16 protein-coding genes and 1 pseudogene are annotated in these 15,381 nt (G+C 71.2%); 11 read left to right on the top strand and 6 right to left on the bottom strand.

The features are described from left to right. Nucleotides 1-29: 29 nt before the first annotated feature. Nucleotides 30-539: a hypothetical protein gene (locus tag WIS52_RS26425; RefSeq protein ID WP_349301087.1), complete on the bottom strand. Its 510-nt coding sequence runs from the start codon at nucleotides 537-539 to the stop codon at nucleotides 30-32. Between the two features lie 81 nt (nucleotides 540-620). Between WIS52_RS26425 and WIS52_RS26420 the strand changes: the two genes are divergently transcribed. Next, on the top strand, nucleotides 621-1,880 hold the full coding sequence (locus tag WIS52_RS26420) for an MFS transporter (protein WP_349301086.1): 1,260 nt from the start codon (nucleotides 621-623) through the stop codon (nucleotides 1,878-1,880). Nucleotide 1,881: 1 nt separating this feature from the next. Here the strand turns inward: WIS52_RS26420 and WIS52_RS26415 are convergent, their stop codons facing one another. Next, complete coding sequence (locus tag WIS52_RS26415; protein ID WP_349301085.1) at nucleotides 1,882-2,043, bottom strand: hypothetical protein; 162 nt, start codon at nucleotides 2,041-2,043, stop codon at nucleotides 1,882-1,884. Nucleotides 2,044-2,119: 76 nt separating this feature from the next. Here WIS52_RS26415 and WIS52_RS26410 point away from each other — a divergent pair, with 76 nt between their 5' ends. From WIS52_RS26410 to WIS52_RS26395, 4 genes are all read left to right on the top strand, one after another. Continuing rightward, nucleotides 2,120-2,314 (top strand): DUF3046 domain-containing protein, encoded by a 195-nt coding sequence (locus tag WIS52_RS26410; RefSeq protein WP_349301084.1) that lies wholly within the window; start codon nucleotides 2,120-2,122, stop codon nucleotides 2,312-2,314. A gap of 219 nt (nucleotides 2,315-2,533) precedes the next feature. Next, a complete protein-coding gene (gene recA, locus WIS52_RS26405) occupies nucleotides 2,534-3,586 on the top strand; it encodes a recombinase RecA (protein ID WP_349301083.1) in 1,053 nt (350 codons plus the stop codon). Between the two features lie 2 nt (nucleotides 3,587-3,588). Then, nucleotides 3,589-5,001, top strand: coding sequence for a RecX family transcriptional regulator (locus WIS52_RS26400; RefSeq protein ID WP_349301082.1), 1,413 nt, complete (start codon nucleotides 3,589-3,591; stop codon nucleotides 4,999-5,001). Nucleotides 5,002-5,106: 105 nt separating this feature from the next. After that, the gene (locus WIS52_RS26395; protein ID WP_349301081.1) at nucleotides 5,107-5,316 is read left to right on the top strand and encodes a hypothetical protein; all 210 of its coding nucleotides are present in this window, start codon (nucleotides 5,107-5,109) and stop codon (nucleotides 5,314-5,316) included. A 6-nt stretch (nucleotides 5,317-5,322) separates the two neighbouring features. Here the strand turns inward: WIS52_RS26395 and WIS52_RS26390 are convergent, their stop codons facing one another. Further along, entirely contained in the window at nucleotides 5,323-6,282 is a 960-nt protein-coding gene (locus WIS52_RS26390) for a LysR family transcriptional regulator (RefSeq protein WP_349301080.1), read from the bottom strand. Nucleotides 6,283-6,368: 86 nt separating this feature from the next. Between WIS52_RS26390 and WIS52_RS26385 the strand changes: the two genes are divergently transcribed. From WIS52_RS26385 to WIS52_RS26375, 3 genes are read left to right on the top strand one after another with little or no spacing between them, the layout of a single operon-like run. Further along, a complete protein-coding gene (locus WIS52_RS26385) occupies nucleotides 6,369-7,082 on the top strand; it encodes a succinate dehydrogenase cytochrome b subunit (protein ID WP_349301124.1) in 714 nt (237 codons plus the stop codon). Between the two features lie 3 nt (nucleotides 7,083-7,085). Further along, nucleotides 7,086-9,056: a fumarate reductase/succinate dehydrogenase flavoprotein subunit gene (locus tag WIS52_RS26380; protein ID WP_349301079.1), complete on the top strand. Its 1,971-nt coding sequence runs from the start codon at nucleotides 7,086-7,088 to the stop codon at nucleotides 9,054-9,056. A gap of 11 nt (nucleotides 9,057-9,067) precedes the next feature. Then, a complete protein-coding gene (locus WIS52_RS26375; RefSeq protein WP_349301078.1) occupies nucleotides 9,068-9,820 on the top strand; it encodes a succinate dehydrogenase/fumarate reductase iron-sulfur subunit in 753 nt (250 codons plus the stop codon). Between the two features lie 99 nt (nucleotides 9,821-9,919). Here the strand turns inward: WIS52_RS26375 and WIS52_RS26370 are convergent, their stop codons facing one another. From WIS52_RS26370 to WIS52_RS26360, 3 genes and pseudogenes are all read right to left on the bottom strand, one after another. Continuing rightward, nucleotides 9,920-10,363 carry a BLUF domain-containing protein gene (locus tag WIS52_RS26370; protein ID WP_349301077.1) on the bottom strand — a complete coding sequence of 148 codons (444 nt, stop codon included), beginning with the start codon at nucleotides 10,361-10,363 and terminating at the stop codon, nucleotides 9,920-9,922. 164 nt (nucleotides 10,364-10,527) lie between these two features. Beyond that, nucleotides 10,528-10,944: pseudogene (locus tag WIS52_RS26365) on the bottom strand (carbonic anhydrase family protein); the annotation flags it as partial. 12 nt (nucleotides 10,945-10,956) lie between these two features. Continuing rightward, a complete protein-coding gene (locus tag WIS52_RS26360; protein WP_349301076.1) occupies nucleotides 10,957-11,352 on the bottom strand; it encodes a twin-arginine translocation signal domain-containing protein in 396 nt (131 codons plus the stop codon). Nucleotides 11,353-11,874: 522 nt separating this feature from the next. Between WIS52_RS26360 and WIS52_RS26355 the strand changes: the two genes are divergently transcribed. The 3 genes from WIS52_RS26355 to WIS52_RS26345 are packed head-to-tail and all read left to right on the top strand — an operon-like array spanning nucleotide 11,875 to nucleotide 15,379. Further along, nucleotides 11,875-12,684: a hypothetical protein gene (locus tag WIS52_RS26355; RefSeq protein WP_349301075.1), complete on the top strand. Its 810-nt coding sequence runs from the start codon at nucleotides 11,875-11,877 to the stop codon at nucleotides 12,682-12,684. A gap of 8 nt (nucleotides 12,685-12,692) precedes the next feature. Continuing rightward, nucleotides 12,693-14,606, top strand: a complete 1,914-nt coding sequence (locus tag WIS52_RS26350; protein ID WP_349301074.1) for a fumarate reductase/succinate dehydrogenase flavoprotein subunit — start codon at nucleotides 12,693-12,695, stop codon at nucleotides 14,604-14,606. Then, a complete protein-coding gene (locus WIS52_RS26345) occupies nucleotides 14,603-15,379 on the top strand; it encodes a succinate dehydrogenase/fumarate reductase iron-sulfur subunit (RefSeq protein ID WP_349301073.1) in 777 nt (258 codons plus the stop codon). Before WIS52_RS26350 ends, WIS52_RS26345 begins: the two co-directional genes overlap by 4 nt. Nucleotides 15,380-15,381: the final 2 nt, after the last annotated feature.

Genomic DNA, 15,381 nt, shown 5'->3' with positions numbered 1-15,381 from the left:
GGCACCGACAGTTTCCCGTCGGCGGGTTCTCAGCCCTCGGTGCGGGCCCGGTCGGCGGCGGTGCGCGGCCAGACCTCGGGGCCGTCGTCCCCGGCGCCGGAGGGGGCCGGGAACTCGGCCACCAGACCGGCGACCGTCCAGACCATGCTCGCGAGGAAGTCCTCGCCGAGGGCGTCGACGTAGTGCGACGTCTCGCGCGCGTCGGCGCGGTCCACCAGCGGCGCGACGGTGTAGCGGGCGCGCGCGGCGTACCGGCGGCCGAGCTCCCGCCCGACCCAGCCGAGTGCCCGGTCGGCCCGGTCGTCGGTGTCCTCCAGCGCGGTCCGGGCGGCGTCGAACCAGTCGGCGAGCACCAGGAAGGACATCGACCAGCCGGGCGGGGTCGCCTCGTCCGGGACGTCGCGGTCGCCCGCGGTGAGCTGCCGGAGGGCGAACCGGGCCGGTTCCGGACCGGGTGCGGCGAGCGTCTCGCGCACCGCGCCCGCCAGGACGTCCGACACCAGCCGGTACGCCTTCTCCACCTCGGACCTGTCCGCCACGCTGTGTCCTCCTGCCCGGTCGTGAACGGCGGCGAGCCTAACGCGCTGGCGTCCCGCCGCCGGGCGGGGCAGCATCCGGGCGTGCCCCCGACGTCGATCTCCGCCGACCCGGCCCAGCCCCGCCTGCTCGCCGTCCTGGCCACCGGCCAGGTGCTCGGCGGGACCGGGATGGCCGTGTCGATCGCGGTCAGCTCGCTGGTGGCCGCGCGGCTGTCCGGCTCGCCCGCGGTGGGTGGCGGCGCGTCGACCGCGATCGTGCTCGGCGCCGCCGGGGCCGCGGCGCTGGTGGCCCGGATCGCCCGGCGCCGCGGGCGTCGGCCGGCACTGGCCGGCGGGTACGTGGTGGCGACCGCCGGGGGGCTCGGCGCGGTGCTCGCGACCGAGGCGCGCAACGCCCCGCTCCTGCTGCTGTCGCTGCTGCTCATGGGCTCCGGGACGGCCGTCGGGCTGGCCGCCCGCTACGCGGCGACCGACCTGGCCGCGCCGGACCGGGCGGGACGCGCCCTCGCGCTCGTGGTCTGGGCGACGACGGTGGGTGCGGTCGCGGGACCGAACCTGCTGGGACCGCTGCAGGGGGTGGCGACCGGCGTCGGCCTGGATCCCGCGACGGGTCCCTACCTGCTGTGCACGGCGGCGTTCGCGACCGCGGCGCTGGTGAGCTGGGCCGGGCTGCGTCCCGATCCGCTGGTGCGGGCCCGGGAACGCGCCGCGGAGACGGGCGCGGCCGCGGGCGCCGCCGGGCCGCTCGTTCCCGTGCGGTCGCTGCTGGCCGCGTCCCGGCCGGCCCTGATCGGCGCGACCGGCGTGGTGCTCGGGCACGCCGTGATGGTCGGCCTGATGTCGATGACGCCGGTGCACATGGACCACGGTGGTGCCGCCCTGACCCTGGTCGGCCTGGTCATCAGCCTGCACATCGCGGGTATGTACGCGCTGAGCCCGGTCGTCGGCTGGCTGGTCGACCGGACGGGTTCCGGTGCCGTCCTGGCCGGGGCCGCGATGCTGCTGATCGCCGCCGGGGTGCTGTGTGCGCTCGCGGGCCCCACCGAGACCGGTCTGCTCACCGCGGGCCTGGTGCTGCTGGGGCTGGGCTGGTCGGCCGCGCTCATCGGCGGTTCGGCCCTGCTCACCTCGTCGGTCCCGGTGCCCGAGCGGCCGCGGGTGCAGGGCTCGGTCGACGTCGCGATGAACCTCGCGGGCGCGGGGGCCGGGATCGGCGCCGGGGTGCTGGTGACGCTGGCGTCCTACGCCGTGCTCGGCGTGGTCGCGGTGGTGGTCACCGTGCCGTTCCTGGTCGCGGTGCTGGCGCGCGGCGCACGCGCGCCCTCGCCGGCGGCGGGCTGAGTCAGCGCTTGCGCTGCTGGATCCACCAGCGCACGAGCACGACGAGCGCGGACAGCAGTGCCAGCAGCGACACGATCTGCCAGGCGAGCGGGGACCCGATCCCGGTCGTCGCCAGGACATCGTCGGCGACGTCGACGGGGGCGCCGGCGAGGAGTTCGGACATATGCCCCAGCGTACCGGGGACCGGACGATCACGGGCGTGCGCCGCGCCTCACGGGCGGCCGTCTACCCTCGCCCTGATGCGATTGAGCCACTTCCGTGAGCTGATGGAGGGCGAGTTCGGCCCGGTGCGCGCCGCGTCGCTGTCCCGCGACCACGTGTTCGCCGAGCTGGGCGGGCGGACGGTCGAGCAGGCGATCGAGGCCGGGCTCGATCCGCGCCGGGTGTGGCGGGCGGTCTGCGAGGCCTACGAGGTTCCTCCCGCGCGTCGCTGACCGTTCGGCTCCCCGGGACGCCCGGTCGGCGTGTCGCGTGTGAGATCGAACGCGTGTTCGTCTACCGTTCGGAGTGGGACGCAGGCCGTCTTCCCCGGCGAGTTGTCCACAGGTGCCGATCCGGCCGCCGAAACTGTCGGGGGTACCCCATACCGTTGCGGTGTGCCTCCCCGAAAGACAGCAGCAGGATCCGATCGCACACCAGCGAGGAGTCAAGAGATGTCCGCTCCGGACCGCGGCAAGGCGCTCGAACTCGCCCTCGCCCAGATCGAGAAGAACCACGGCAAGGGCTCGGTGATGCGGCTGGGTGCCCAGACGCGCGCACCCGTCAGTGCCATCTCCACCGGCTCGATCGCGCTCGACGTCGCGCTCGGCGTCGGTGGCATCCCGCGCGGCCGGGTCATCGAGATCTACGGCCCCGAGTCCAGCGGTAAGACCACCGTCGCGCTGCACGCCGTGGCGAACGCGCAGGCCTCCGGCGGCGTGGCCGCGTTCATCGACGCCGAGCACGCGCTCGACCCGGAGTACGCCAAGAAGCTCGGGGTCGACACCGACGAGCTGCTGGTCTCCCAGCCCGACACCGGTGAGCAGGCGCTCGAGATCGCGGACATGCTGATCCGCTCCGGCGCGATCGACATCATCGTCATCGACTCGGTGGCGGCGCTCGTGCCGCGCGCCGAGATCGAGGGCGAGATGGGCGACAGCCACGTCGGCCTGCAGGCCCGGCTGATGAGCCAGGCCCTGCGGAAGATCACCGGTGCGCTGAGCACGTCCGGCACCACGGCGATCTTCATCAACCAGCTGCGCGAGAAGATCGGCGTGATGTTCGGGTCGCCGGAGACCACGACCGGTGGCAAGGCGCTGAAGTTCTACGCCTCGGTGCGGATGGACATCCGCCGGATCGAGACCCTGAAGGACGGCACCGACATGGTCGGCAGCCGGACCCGGGTCAAGGTCGTGAAGAACAAGGTGGCCCCGCCCTTCAAGCAGGCCGAGTTCGACGTGCTCTACGGCATCGGGATCAGCAAGGAGGGTTCGCTGATCGACGTGGGCGTCGAGCAGGGGATCATCCGCAAGTCCGGTGCCTGGTACACCTACGAGGGCGACCAGATGGGGCAGGGCAAGGAGAACGCCCGCAAGTTCCTCAAGGAGAACCCGGACGTCGCCGCCGAGGTCGAGAAGCGGATCAAGGAGAAGCTCGGGGTCGGCGCCGTCGTCGACGCCGAGGACACCGCGCCGGTCGAGCCGCTGCCGGCCCCGGTCGACTTCTGAGCGTGTCCGGCCGCGATCACCTCCGGATCGTCGACCCGGCCGAACCGGCCGGCCCGGCGGACCCCGAGCCGTCCGGCTCGGGCGAGACCGGGCCGGACGGTGCGAGGGACACGGGGGCCCTCCCGTCCCTCCGCGTCGCCTCGTTCGACGATCTCTTCGACGGCGGTCCGTCCGACGGGTCCGACGACGGGAGCGGCCCGGTCGCGGGTGACGACGGGCCGGAGGTCCGGCGCTCCCGACGGGCTGGCCGGTCGTTCGACGGGACGGACAAGACTCGGCGGGTGCTCGGCATCGACGGTCCCACCGTCGCCGACCTGACCGCCGACGCCGACGACGCCGAGCAGGCCCCGGAGGCCGGGCCGCGTGGTCTCCCCGAGGTGCGGGTCGCCGACCCCACCCAGGACACCGGCCCCGACGCCGACACCGACGCGGCCGGTGACCAGGCCCGGGGTGGCGGCACCCGGCGGGACGACGGACGTGGCCCGGGTGCCGGAGCCGGTGGCCTCGACATGCTCGCGGACACCGGAATCGGCGCTCCCGCAGGGACCGGCGCGCGGCCGGTCGACCGGTCCGACGAGCCGACCGAGCCGGACGGTGCGGCCGGGTCCCCCGGCACGGAGGACGCATCGCGAGTCGCCTCGTTCGACGGACCGCTCCGGACCCGGTCCCGCGACACCGCGGGGAGGTCGCGTCGCCGCACCGGCCGTGACCGGCCGCAGGACGCCCGGACGCAGGACGCCAGGGCGCCGGAGACCGTCGTTGCCCCGGGCGAGGTCCACGACCCGGACGACGTCCCCTCCGAGCCTCGCGGCGGACGTCGTGCACCCCGGGGAGGACGTGGGCGCAGCCGGGACGGCGCGCGCCGGGGCGCTGCCGCGGACACCCCGCCCGCCACCCCGGCCGAGCAGGAGTCGCGGGCCAAGGAGATCTGCCTGCGCCTGCTCACCGACCGCGCCCGCACCGTCAAGGAACTCGGCGACGCGCTGCGCCGCAAGGAGATCCCAGACGACATCGCGCACCGCGTGCTGGAACGGTTCGACGAGGTCGGCCTGGTCGACGACAAGGCCTTCGCCGACCAGTGGGTCCGCTCCCGGCACCGCTTCCGCGGACTCGGCAAGCGGGCGATCGCCGTCGAGCTGCGCCGCAAGGGCGTCGACTCCGAGACCGCCGAGGAGGCGCTCACCGAGATCGACGACGACTCCGAGCGCGAGCGCGCCCGCGAGCTGGTGGCGCGCCGGCTGCGGAGCCTGCCGGTCGGTTCCCGCGAGGAACGCCAGTCCACCGCGCGCAAGCTGGTCGGGATGCTGGCCCGCAAGGGCTACGGCCCCGGGGTCGCCTACGGCGTGGTCAAGGAGGAGATCGCCGCCGCCGGCGCGGACGCCGAGGAGCTCGGCGAGGCCCCACCGGAGGACTGAACCGCGACCCGCCGACCACGCAGCTGCTCACGAGACCGGTACATGCTCACGCAATTGCGTGAGCGTCGCCTAAACGGGTGAGCGTCTTCGGGGGCGGATCCGATGATGGGGCGGCGCGTCGCGGCGTACGACCTGCAGCGCCGGATCTACGACATCATCGAGCGCGGGTTCCGCGGAACGCGCAACTCCGACTACTTCGCGACCTCGACCCGCTACGTCGTCGCCGAGTTCCTGGGCTGGCTGGAGATCATCCGGCGGTTCGCGGCCAACAGGGACAAGTTGCCTCGGGAGATTCCGCCGCGCGACGTGGCGTGAGTGCGCTCAGCCGAGCAGTTCCCGGCCGCTGCGGTAGCGGTGCAGCACCTGCACGTCGGTGGCCCCCTCCCGCAGCGACGCCGAGGTGTCGGACATGTGCTCCAGCAGGGTGTCCGCGAATGCGATCACCGCCGGCGTCGGCGCGATGTCGGCCCGCCGGGCGAGCGCCACGGTCCGGTGCAGCGCCGGGGTCAGCGCGGTGCGGCGCAGCCGCGGCCGGCCGAGGAACACCAGGTCCGGCACCACCGCCACCCCGGTCCCCGCCTCGACCATCCGCAGGACCGCGTCCATCTGCCCGCCCTCGACCGCGATCCGCGGGGTCACCCCGGCGTCCGCGTAGGCCCGCAGGGTCACGTCGCGCAGGTCGTAGCCCCTGCGCACCATGACGAGATCGTGTTTCGCCAGCTCGCCGACGGTGACCGCACCCCGGGTGGACAGCGGCCGCCGGGCGCGGGGGGAGGCCACCGACAACCGTTCGCGCAGCAGCGGGGCCGAGTGCAGGGAGGGATCCACCCCGTCCGGCGGGACGATCACCAGTGCCACGTCCAGCTCGTTGCGCACCAGGCCGGTCTCCAGCGGCTGCGACCCGTCCTCGGCCAGCTCGACGTGGATCTCCGGGTGCCGGGCGTGGAACACCCGCAGGACGTCGGACAGCACCCCGATGCACAGCGACGGCGTCGCCCCGACCCGCACCCGGCCACTGCGGAGCCCGACGAGCTCGGCCACCGTCGTCCGGACCATGTCCGAGTCCGCCAGCATCCGGCGGGCCAGCGGGAGCACCGCCTCGCCCGCCGGGGTCAGGGTCACCACCGAGCTGCGGTTCAGCAGCGGCGCACCCAGCTCGCCCTCCAGTGCCCGCAGCGACCGGCTGAGTGTGGGCTGGGCGACACCCACCTGGTCGGCCGCCCGAGTGAAGCTGCGCACGTCCGCGACGGCGACGAAGTACAGGAGCTGCACAAGTGTCACTGGCATAGCCTACGGCTATGACAGTGCGTCGCCCGATGCATTGGACGGCCCCGCGCGTTGGTATGTGCAATACGGACGTGGTCACCATGTCCGAGAAGTCCCGGGGCGGCGGCGCGGCTGCCGCACCCCGGCGTCCGCGCACACCGAGCGCGTTCCTGAAGTTCGTGATGGCGGTGAGCGGCGTGTTCCTGCTGCTCTACGTCGTCCTGCACATGATCGGCAATCTCAAGGTCTTCTTCGGCCCGGAGTCGATCGACCAGTACGCCGCCTGGCTGCGCACGCTGCTCGAGCCCGCGCTGCCCTACGACGGCATGCTGTGGATCGTCCGCGTCGTGCTGCTGGTCTCGGTGATCGCACACATCTGGTCGGCGACCCTGCTGACCCTGCGTGCGCGCAAGGCCCGTCCGGTCAAGTACGCGGGCGGCTCGCACAAGGTCAAGGGCAGCTACGCGGCCCGGACGATGCGGTGGGGCGGCGTCATCATCGCCCTGTTCGTCGTGTACCACATCCTGGACCTGACGGTCGGCGTCGCCAACCCGAACGGCGTCCACCTGGCCGTCTACGACAACCTCACCGCCGGTTTCGCCCCCGACCGCTGGTACATCACGATCTTCTACGTCGTGGCCGTCGTCGCCCTGGGCTTCCACGTCCGCCACGGCATCTGGTCCGGCATCCAGACCCTCGGCTGGTCGAACAACAGCCGGGAGAAGACCATCAAGGCGGTGTCCACGGCGTTCGCCGTCGTGCTGACCCTGGGCTTCGTCTCGGTGCCCCTCGCAGTCGCGTTCGGATTGGTCTGACCCATGAGCACTGACGCCTCCTCCCACCACGTCTCCTACGCCGACTTCACCACCGGCGAGCCGGTGGTCGACAAGGCCGTTCCGACCGGCCCGATCGAGACCCGCTGGGAGCGCCGCAAGTTCGGCGTGAAGCTGGTCAACCCGGCCAACAAGCGCTCGAAGAAGATCATCGTCGTGGGCTCCGGCCTCGCCGGCGGTGCGGCCAGTGCGACGCTGGGCGAAGCCGGGTACCAGGTCAAGAACTTCTGCTACCAGGACAGCCCGCGCCGCGCGCACTCGATCGCCGCGCAGGGCGGGATCAACGCCGCGAAGAACTACCGGAACGACGGCGACAGCGTCTACCGGCTGTTCTACGACACCGTGAAGGGTGGCGACTTCCGCGCCCGGGAGTCGAACGTCCACCGGCTCGCCGAGGTCAGCCGCCAGATCATCGACCAGTGCGTCGCGCAGGGCGTCCCGTTCGCCCGCGAGTACGGCGGTCTGCTCGACACCCGCTCGTTCGGCGGTGTGCAGGTCTCGCGGACCTTCTACGCCCGTGGCCAGACCGGTCAGCAGCTGCTGCTCGGCGCCTACCAGGCCCTCGAGCGTCAGATCCAGGCCGGCACGGTCGAGATGTTCGCGCGGCACGAGATGCTCGAGCTGATCATCGTCGACGGGCGGGCGCGCGGCATCGTCGCCCGCGACATGATCACCGGTGAGATCCAGACGCACACCGCCGACGCGGTCGTGCTCGCCACCGGCGGCTACGGCAACGTCTTCTACCTCTCGACCAACGCCAAGGGCTGCAACGTCACCGCCGGGTGGCGGGCGCACCGCAAGGGCGCGCTGTTCGGGAACCCGTGCTTCACCCAGATCCACCCGACCTGCATCCCGGTCTCCGGTGACCACCAGTCGAAGCTGACCCTGATGTCGGAGTCGCTGCGCAACGACGGCCGGGTGTGGGTCCCGAAGCGGCTCGGCGACGACCGCGCGCCGAAGCAGATCCCGCACGAGGAGCGGGACTACTTCCTGGAGCGCAAGTACCCGGCGTTCGGCAACCTGGTGCCGCGCGACATCGCGTCCCGGGCCGCCAAGGAGGTCTGCGACGAGAAGCGCGGCGTCGGCCCGTCGGGCCTGGGTGTCTACCTGGACTTCGACGACGCGATCCAGCGTCTCGGCCGCAAGGCCGTCGAGGCCAAATACGGCAACCTGTTCGAGATGTACGAGCGGATCACGGGGGAGAACCCGTACGAGACGCCGATGCGGATCTACCCCGCCGTGCACTACACGATGGGTGGCCTCTGGGTCGACTACGACCTGCAGTCGACCGTCCCGGGTCTCTACGTGGCCGGCGAGGCGAACTTCTCCGACCACGGCGCGAACCGGCTCGGCGCCTCGGCGCTGATGCAGGGGCTGGCCGACGGCTACTTCGTCCTGCCGGTGACCATCGGCGACTACATCGCCAAGCACAACCTCGACGACGTCGCCGAGGACGCGCCCGAGGTCGTCGAGGCCCGCACGTCGGTCACCGACCGGATCGACCAGCTGCTGTCGATCAACGGCTCGCGCACGGTGGACTCGTTCCACCGGGAGCTCGGCCAGATCATGTGGGACTACTGCGGTATGGAGCGGACCGAGGAGGGCCTGCGCAAGGCGCTCGACCGGATCCCCGAGCTCCGCCGCGAGTTCTGGAACAACGTCAAGGTGCCCGGCACCGGCGCGGAGCTCAACCAGAGCCTGGAGAAGGCCGGCCGGGTGGCCGACTTCCTCGAGCTCGGCGAGCTCATGTGCCTGGACGCGCTGGTGCGTCGCGAGTCCTGCGGTGGCCACTTCCGTGGCGAGAGCCAGACCGAGGACGGTGAGGCGCAGCGCGACGACGAGAACTTCTCCTTCGTGTCGGCCTGGGAGTACACCGGCCGCGGGCAGGCTCCGGTCCTGCACAAGGAGGAGCTCGTCTTCGAGCACGTGCACCCGACCCAGCGCAGCTACAAGTAAGGCGAGCGGACATGAAGCTGACCCTGAAGGTCTGGCGGCAGCGCGACGCGGTCGACTCCGGCCGTCTCGCGACCTACGACATCGAGGCCGACGAGGACATGTCGTTCCTCGAGATGCTCGACGTCCTCAACGAGAAGCTGATCCTCTCGGGCGAGGAGCCGGTGGCGTTCGACCACGACTGCCGTGAGGGCATCTGCGGTGCCTGCAGCATGGTCATCGACGGCCAGCCGCACGGCCCGCAGCGGGCGACGACCACCTGCCAGCTGCACATGCGGCACTACAACGACGGCGACACCATCGTCGTCGAGCCGTTCCGCTCCGGTGCGTTCCCGGTGATCAAGGACCTGGTCGTCGACCGCGGCGCGTTCGACAAGATGATCCAGGCCGGTGGTTACGTCTCGGCGAACACCGGCTCGGCGCCCGAGGCGCACTCGACCCCCGTGCCGAAGGCCGCCGCCGACCGCTCGTTCGCCGCGGCGAACTGCATCGGCTGCGGTGCCTGCGTCGCGGCCTGCCCGAACGGCTCGGCGTCGCTGTTCCTCGGCGCGAAGCTGACCCACCTCGGCGAGATGCCGCAGGGTCAGCCGGAGCGCTACGACCGCGTCGTCAACATGGTGCAGACCCACGACGACGCCGGTTTCGGTGGCTGCACCAACACCGGCGCCTGCGCGGTGGCCTGCCCGAAGGAGATCCCGCTCGACGTGATCTCCCAGCTGAACCGCGACTACCTCGCGGCCACGGTGGGCGGCAAGAAGAAGGGCTGAGCCCCCCTTACCCCTCTCCACTCATGGCGCTGTAGTCCGGCATGGCCGGACTACAGCGTCATGAGTCGCTTCACGGCAGGGGTGGGGTGGCGGGGCGCGTCAGACGGTGTCGGCGCCGATGGTGTTGCGCATCCTGGTCAGCAGGGCGTCCTGGGCGCGGTCGGTGGCGTCCCGCTCCGCCGGGGCGATGTGCCCGTCGACGTCGTGCAGCGGGATGTCCGAGTGCCCGACCCGGGACACCTTGGCCATCGCCCACCGGCCGAACACCCGGTCGTCGACCGGGGTGGACTCGACCACCGTGACGCCCGAGTGCCGGCCGTCGGCACGGATCTTCTCGAACAGCCCGGTCACCACCGACTCCTCGCCCTCGAGGGTCTGGACGAACCAGTTGTCGGTGATCAGCAGCGCCCCGGTGACCCCGAGATCGGCGTTGTGCGAGCGGGCGACGGCGAAGATGTCGGCGAGCGCACGGTCCCGCTGGTCGTCGGGGATCGTGCTGTGACTGCGGTAGATCAGCCGGATCGTGCGGTCCGTGTCGGGCATGGGTGCCCCCTCGGTCGGCGTCGGCCCGGGGGAGTTGCCGGGTGAGCCGGACCGTAGCGGCGTCCGCCGGTCCCGCTCGTCCCGATATGAGACGACCCGTGGAGCCGCGGTCCGGGGCACCGGAGACCACGGCTCCACGGTCGGGAGCCCACGAGGGACGTGGCTCAGGCGGTGCGGCCCCGGGCCAGCCGGATCCGGCGGCCGTTGACCGGCTGCACCGGCCGGCGGTTGCCGGACGGGAACAGTGCCTGGAACCGGTTCACGGTCGCGGCCTGGACCTTCACGTCGTTGCGGCACACGTGCCAGTCGACGCCTTCGGCGTACCCGGGGGTGGTCAGCGACCCGGCGTAGTTGAAGTGGGTCAGGTCGGCGGGCAGCATGCCCCGGAGGTTGACGCCGGTCACCGTGCGCGACGGGCCGCACTCCTGGGGCAGCGTGGCCAGCACCCGGTCCTGCGCCGCGGAGCCGCCGCGGGACAGGAAGACGCCGAGGACGAGCAGGCTGTCGCCGTCGACGTGCTGGTGGACGAAGTGCTGCTCCATCTCGTAGAAGCGCCCGTTGACGGTGTGCTCGGACCGGGTGTGGAAGTGGAACTAGATCAACCGGTAGCGGTCCGGCCCGAACTGTGCGAACGCCGGACGGGAGAAGTCGAGCGCCTCGACGGTCTCGTCGTCGCGGCGGACCGAGCAGCCCGCGGGAGCGGTGTCCTTGCTGATGTACTCCACGTGGCAGGACACCGACGTGGGGTACTCCAGCTGCAGCACCGTGGCGATCGGAGCCGACGGGACCTGTGAGGTCGCGATGTTGATCGGGCTCTGCCGGTCCAGGCGCTCGGCGGCATAGGCCGTGCTGGACTGCCGGCGCTCGGCCGGGGCCGGTGCCGGCGGCACCGGGTCCTGCGCGAACGCGGTCCCGGCGAGTGCCGGGAGCACCGCCGCGCCGGCCACGGCACCGGAGGTGCCCACCAGGAACTGACGACGAGAGGGCATGACGAATCCTTTCGGGCAGGCGTCAACACGCCCGCGACGACGGGTGATGGAGGATCCGGAAGGGACCGAGGCCCCCCGACTCTCAGCCCGTGGCGCCCTTCGGCGATGCAGAACGTAATGGTTGCGCTACGAGACTCACAGTGTTGCGAACCCCTATCGGGTGATCGTTCGCCTGTCGTTCACGTTGTCGTGCTGTTCGTGAGCTCTTGCTGCGGCATGTGCACCTGTTCGTGCCCGATCGTCATCGAAAGGGTGATTCACGCCATTCAGGGGTTGCGCCGGACGCCGACGATCTGATTGCACACGCAAGGACAGCGTCCGGTGACACGAGCCCCCTGTGAGCCGTGTCTCGATCAGGGCTCGCAATCGCGTCCCGGCGTAGGTCACATGTGATGTCCGTCGTAGGCTCTGGCCAACGCCGCGTGTTCGTGCGCGGCAACCGAGATCGGGACACGGCGCCGTGTCCGTCCCTGGAGGCCGCAGGAGGCTCCGGCGCCGGTGAGACGACAGGAGCTCCCGCGCGTGTCATCCACCACTGACACCAGCGGCGCGGCCAACGGCCGGGCCACGATCGCCGCGCGCACGTTGCGCACCGACCGATGGTGGCTGCCGCCGCTGGCCACCTTCGTCGCCCTGCTGGCCTGGGTCGTCTACGCGACTGTCCGGGCCTTCATGCAGCAGTGGTACTACGTCGCGGACTACGGCTACCTGACGCCGTTCTACTCGCCGTGCGTCTCGGTCGGCTGCGTCCCGGAGGCGTCGCACTTCGGCCAGTTCACCCCGGACGTCTGGTGGCTGCCCTACGCGGCGATCTCGCTGCCGTTCCTGCTGCTGTTCCGGCTGACCTGCTACTACTACCGCAAGGCCTACTACCGGTCGTTCTGGCTGTCGCCGCCGGCCTGCGGGGTCGCCGAGCCGCACGCCCGCTACACCGGCGAGACGCGCTTCCCGCTGGTCCTGCAGAACGCGCACCGCTACTTCTTCTACATCGCGGCGATCATCACGCTGATCAACACCTGGGACGCGATCATCGCGTTCGGCAAGCCCGACGGCGGCTTCGGGCTCGGGCTGGGCAACCTGATCCTGGTCGCGAACGTGGTGCTGCTCTGGGGCTACACGCTCTCCTGCCACTCCTGCCGCAGCTCGGTCGGTGGCCGGCTCAACCACTTCTCGAAGCACCCGGTCCGCTACAGGATGTGGACCGCGGTCTCGAAGCTCAACGCGCGGCACGCGCAGTTCGCGTGGGCGACCCTGGTCAGCCTCGCCGTCACCGACTTCTACGTCATGGCCGTCTCGGCCGGCTGGATCACCGACCTGCGGATCGTGGGGTGAATCGGAAGATGAACGAGCAGATCGAGAAGCACGAGTACGACGTCGTCGTGATCGGAGCGGGTGGCGCGGGGCTCCGCGCGGCGATCGAGGCGCGCCTGCAGGGCAAGCGGACGGCGATCATCTCGAAGTCGCTGTTCGGCAAGGCGCACACCGTGATGGCCGAGGGCGGCTGCGCCGCGTCGATGGGCAACGCCAACCCGAACGACAACTGGCAGGTGCACTTCCGCGACACCATGCGCGGCGGGAAGTTCCTCAACAACTGGCGGATGGCCGAGCTGCACGCGGTGGAGGCCCCCGAGCGGGTCTGGGAGCTGGAGACCTACGGCGCGCTGTTCGACCGCACCCCGGACGGGAAGATCAGCCAGCGCAACTTCGGCGGGCACACCTACCCGCGGCTCGCGCACGTCGGCGACCGCACCGGGCTGGAGATGATCCGCACCCTGCAGCAGAAGGTCGTCTCGCTGCAGCAGGAGGACTTCGCCGAGACCGGCGACTACGAGTCCCGCATCCGGGTCTTCCACGAGTGCACGATCACCGAGCTGTTCACCACCGGTGGCGCGATCTCCGGGTGCTTCGGGTACTTCCGGGACGACGGCCGGTTCGTCCGGTTCGACGCCCCGGCGATCGTGCTCGCCACCGGCGGGGTCGGGAAGAGCTACTCGGTCACGTCGAACTCGTGGGAGTACACCGGCGACGGCCACGCGCTCGCCCTGCGCGCGGGCGCCTCCCTGATCAACATGGAGTTCCTGCAGTTCCACCCGACCGGGATGGTCTGGCCGCCGTCGGTCCGCGGCCTGCTGGTCACCGAGTCGGTACGCGGCGACGGCGGCGTGCTGCGCAACACCGACGGCGAGCGGTTCATGTTCGACTACGTCCCGGACGTGTTCAAGGAGCAGTACGCGACCTCCGAGGAGGAGGGCGACCGCTGGTACACCGACCCGGACAACAACCGTCGTCCCCCGGAGCTGCTGCCCCGGGACGAGGTGGCCCGGGCGATCAACTCCGAGGTCAAGGCCGGTCGCGGGACCGAGCACGGCGGCGTCTACCTCGACGTCTCCACCCGGATGAAGCCCGAGGAGATCCTCAAGCGGCTGCCGTCGATGCACCACCAGTTCAAGGAGCTGGCCGACGTCGACATCACGAAGGAGCCGATGGAGGTCGGCCCGACCTGCCACTACGTGATGGGCGGGGTCGAGGTGGCGCCGGACACCGCGATGTCGCGGGTGCCCGGGCTGTTCGCGGCCGGCGAGGTCGCCGGCGGCATGCACGGGTCGAACCGGCTCGGCGGCAACTCGCTGTCGGACCTGCTGGTGTTCGGCAGGCGGGCCGGCCTGCACGCGGCGCAGCACTCCGAGGGCACCCGACCGGCCGTCGTCGAATCCGATGTGGACGCCGCGCTGGACCGGGCGCTGCTGCCGTTCTCCACGGCCACCGACGGCGGTGAGAACCCGTTCGTCGTGCAGCAGGAGCTCCAGAAGACGATGCACGAGCTGGTCGGCATCATCCGCAAGGGCGACGAGATGGAGATGGCCCTCAAGAAGCTCTCCGACATCGCCACCCGCACCCGGACCGTCAGCGTGCAGGGGCACCGCCGGTTCAACCCGGGCTGGCACCTGGCCCTGGACCTGCGGAACATGCTGCTCGTCGCGCTCTGCACCGGGAAGGCCGCACTCGAGCGGCAGGAGTCCCGCGGCGGGCACACCCGCGACGACTTCCCGGTGATGGACTCGGACTGGCGGCATCTGCTGCTGGTCTGCACGGCGCTCGGTGAGGACAACGTCGAGCTGACCCGCCAGGAGCAGGTCGCGATGCGGCCGGACCTGTTCGACCTGTTCGAGATGGACGAGCTGAAGAAGTACTACACCGGTGACGAGCTCGGCGGGCACCGCGCCGACTCGGGCTCCGCGGGAGGACGGGCATGACCTCGACCGAGAAGAAGTCGCACACGCACGACTTCCGCGTGTGGCGCGGCGACGACGCCTCCGGCGAGCTCGTCCACTACGAGGTGGAGGTGAACGAGGGCGAGGTCGTCCTCGACATCATCCACCGGCTGCAGGCCACCGAGGCGAACGACCTCGCGGTCCGCTGGAACTGCAAGGCCGGCAAGTGCGGCTCGTGCTCGGCCGAGATCAACGGGCGGCCGCGGCTGATGTGCATGACCCGGATGAACACCTTCGACGACGACGAGGTCGTCACGGTCACCCCGGTCCGGGCGTTCCCGGTGATCCGGGACCTGGTCACCGACGTGTCGTTCAACTACACCAAGGCCCGCGAGATCCCCAGCTTCGTCCCGCCCGAGGGCGTCGCGCCGGGGGAGTACCGGATGCAGCAGGTCGACGTCGAGCGGAGCCAGGAGTTCCGGAAGTGCATCGAGTGCTTCCTGTGCCAGAACACCTGCCACGTGGTCCGCGACCACGAGGAGAACAAGCGGGCGTTCGCCGGGCCGCGCTACCTGATGCGGTCCGCGGAGCTCGACATGCACCCGCTCGACGAGCACGGCAACCGGGCCGCGGAGACCCAGGAGGACCACGGTCTGGGCTACTGCAACATCACCAAGTGCTGCACCGAGGTCTGCCCGGAGCACATCAAGATCACCGACAACGCGCTGATCCCGCTCAAGGAGCGCGCCGTCGACCGCAAGTACGACCCGCTGGTGTGGCTGGGCGACAAGATCTTCCGCCGGAACGGGGCCTGAGG

It is taken from the genome of Pseudonocardia nematodicida (genome assembly GCF_040105385.1).
Classification (GTDB): Bacteria; Actinomycetota; Actinomycetes; order Mycobacteriales; family Pseudonocardiaceae; genus Pseudonocardia; species Pseudonocardia nematodicida.
Note: the sequence above shows the minus strand (reverse complement) of the source record. Positions and strands in the feature narration are given on the sequence as shown.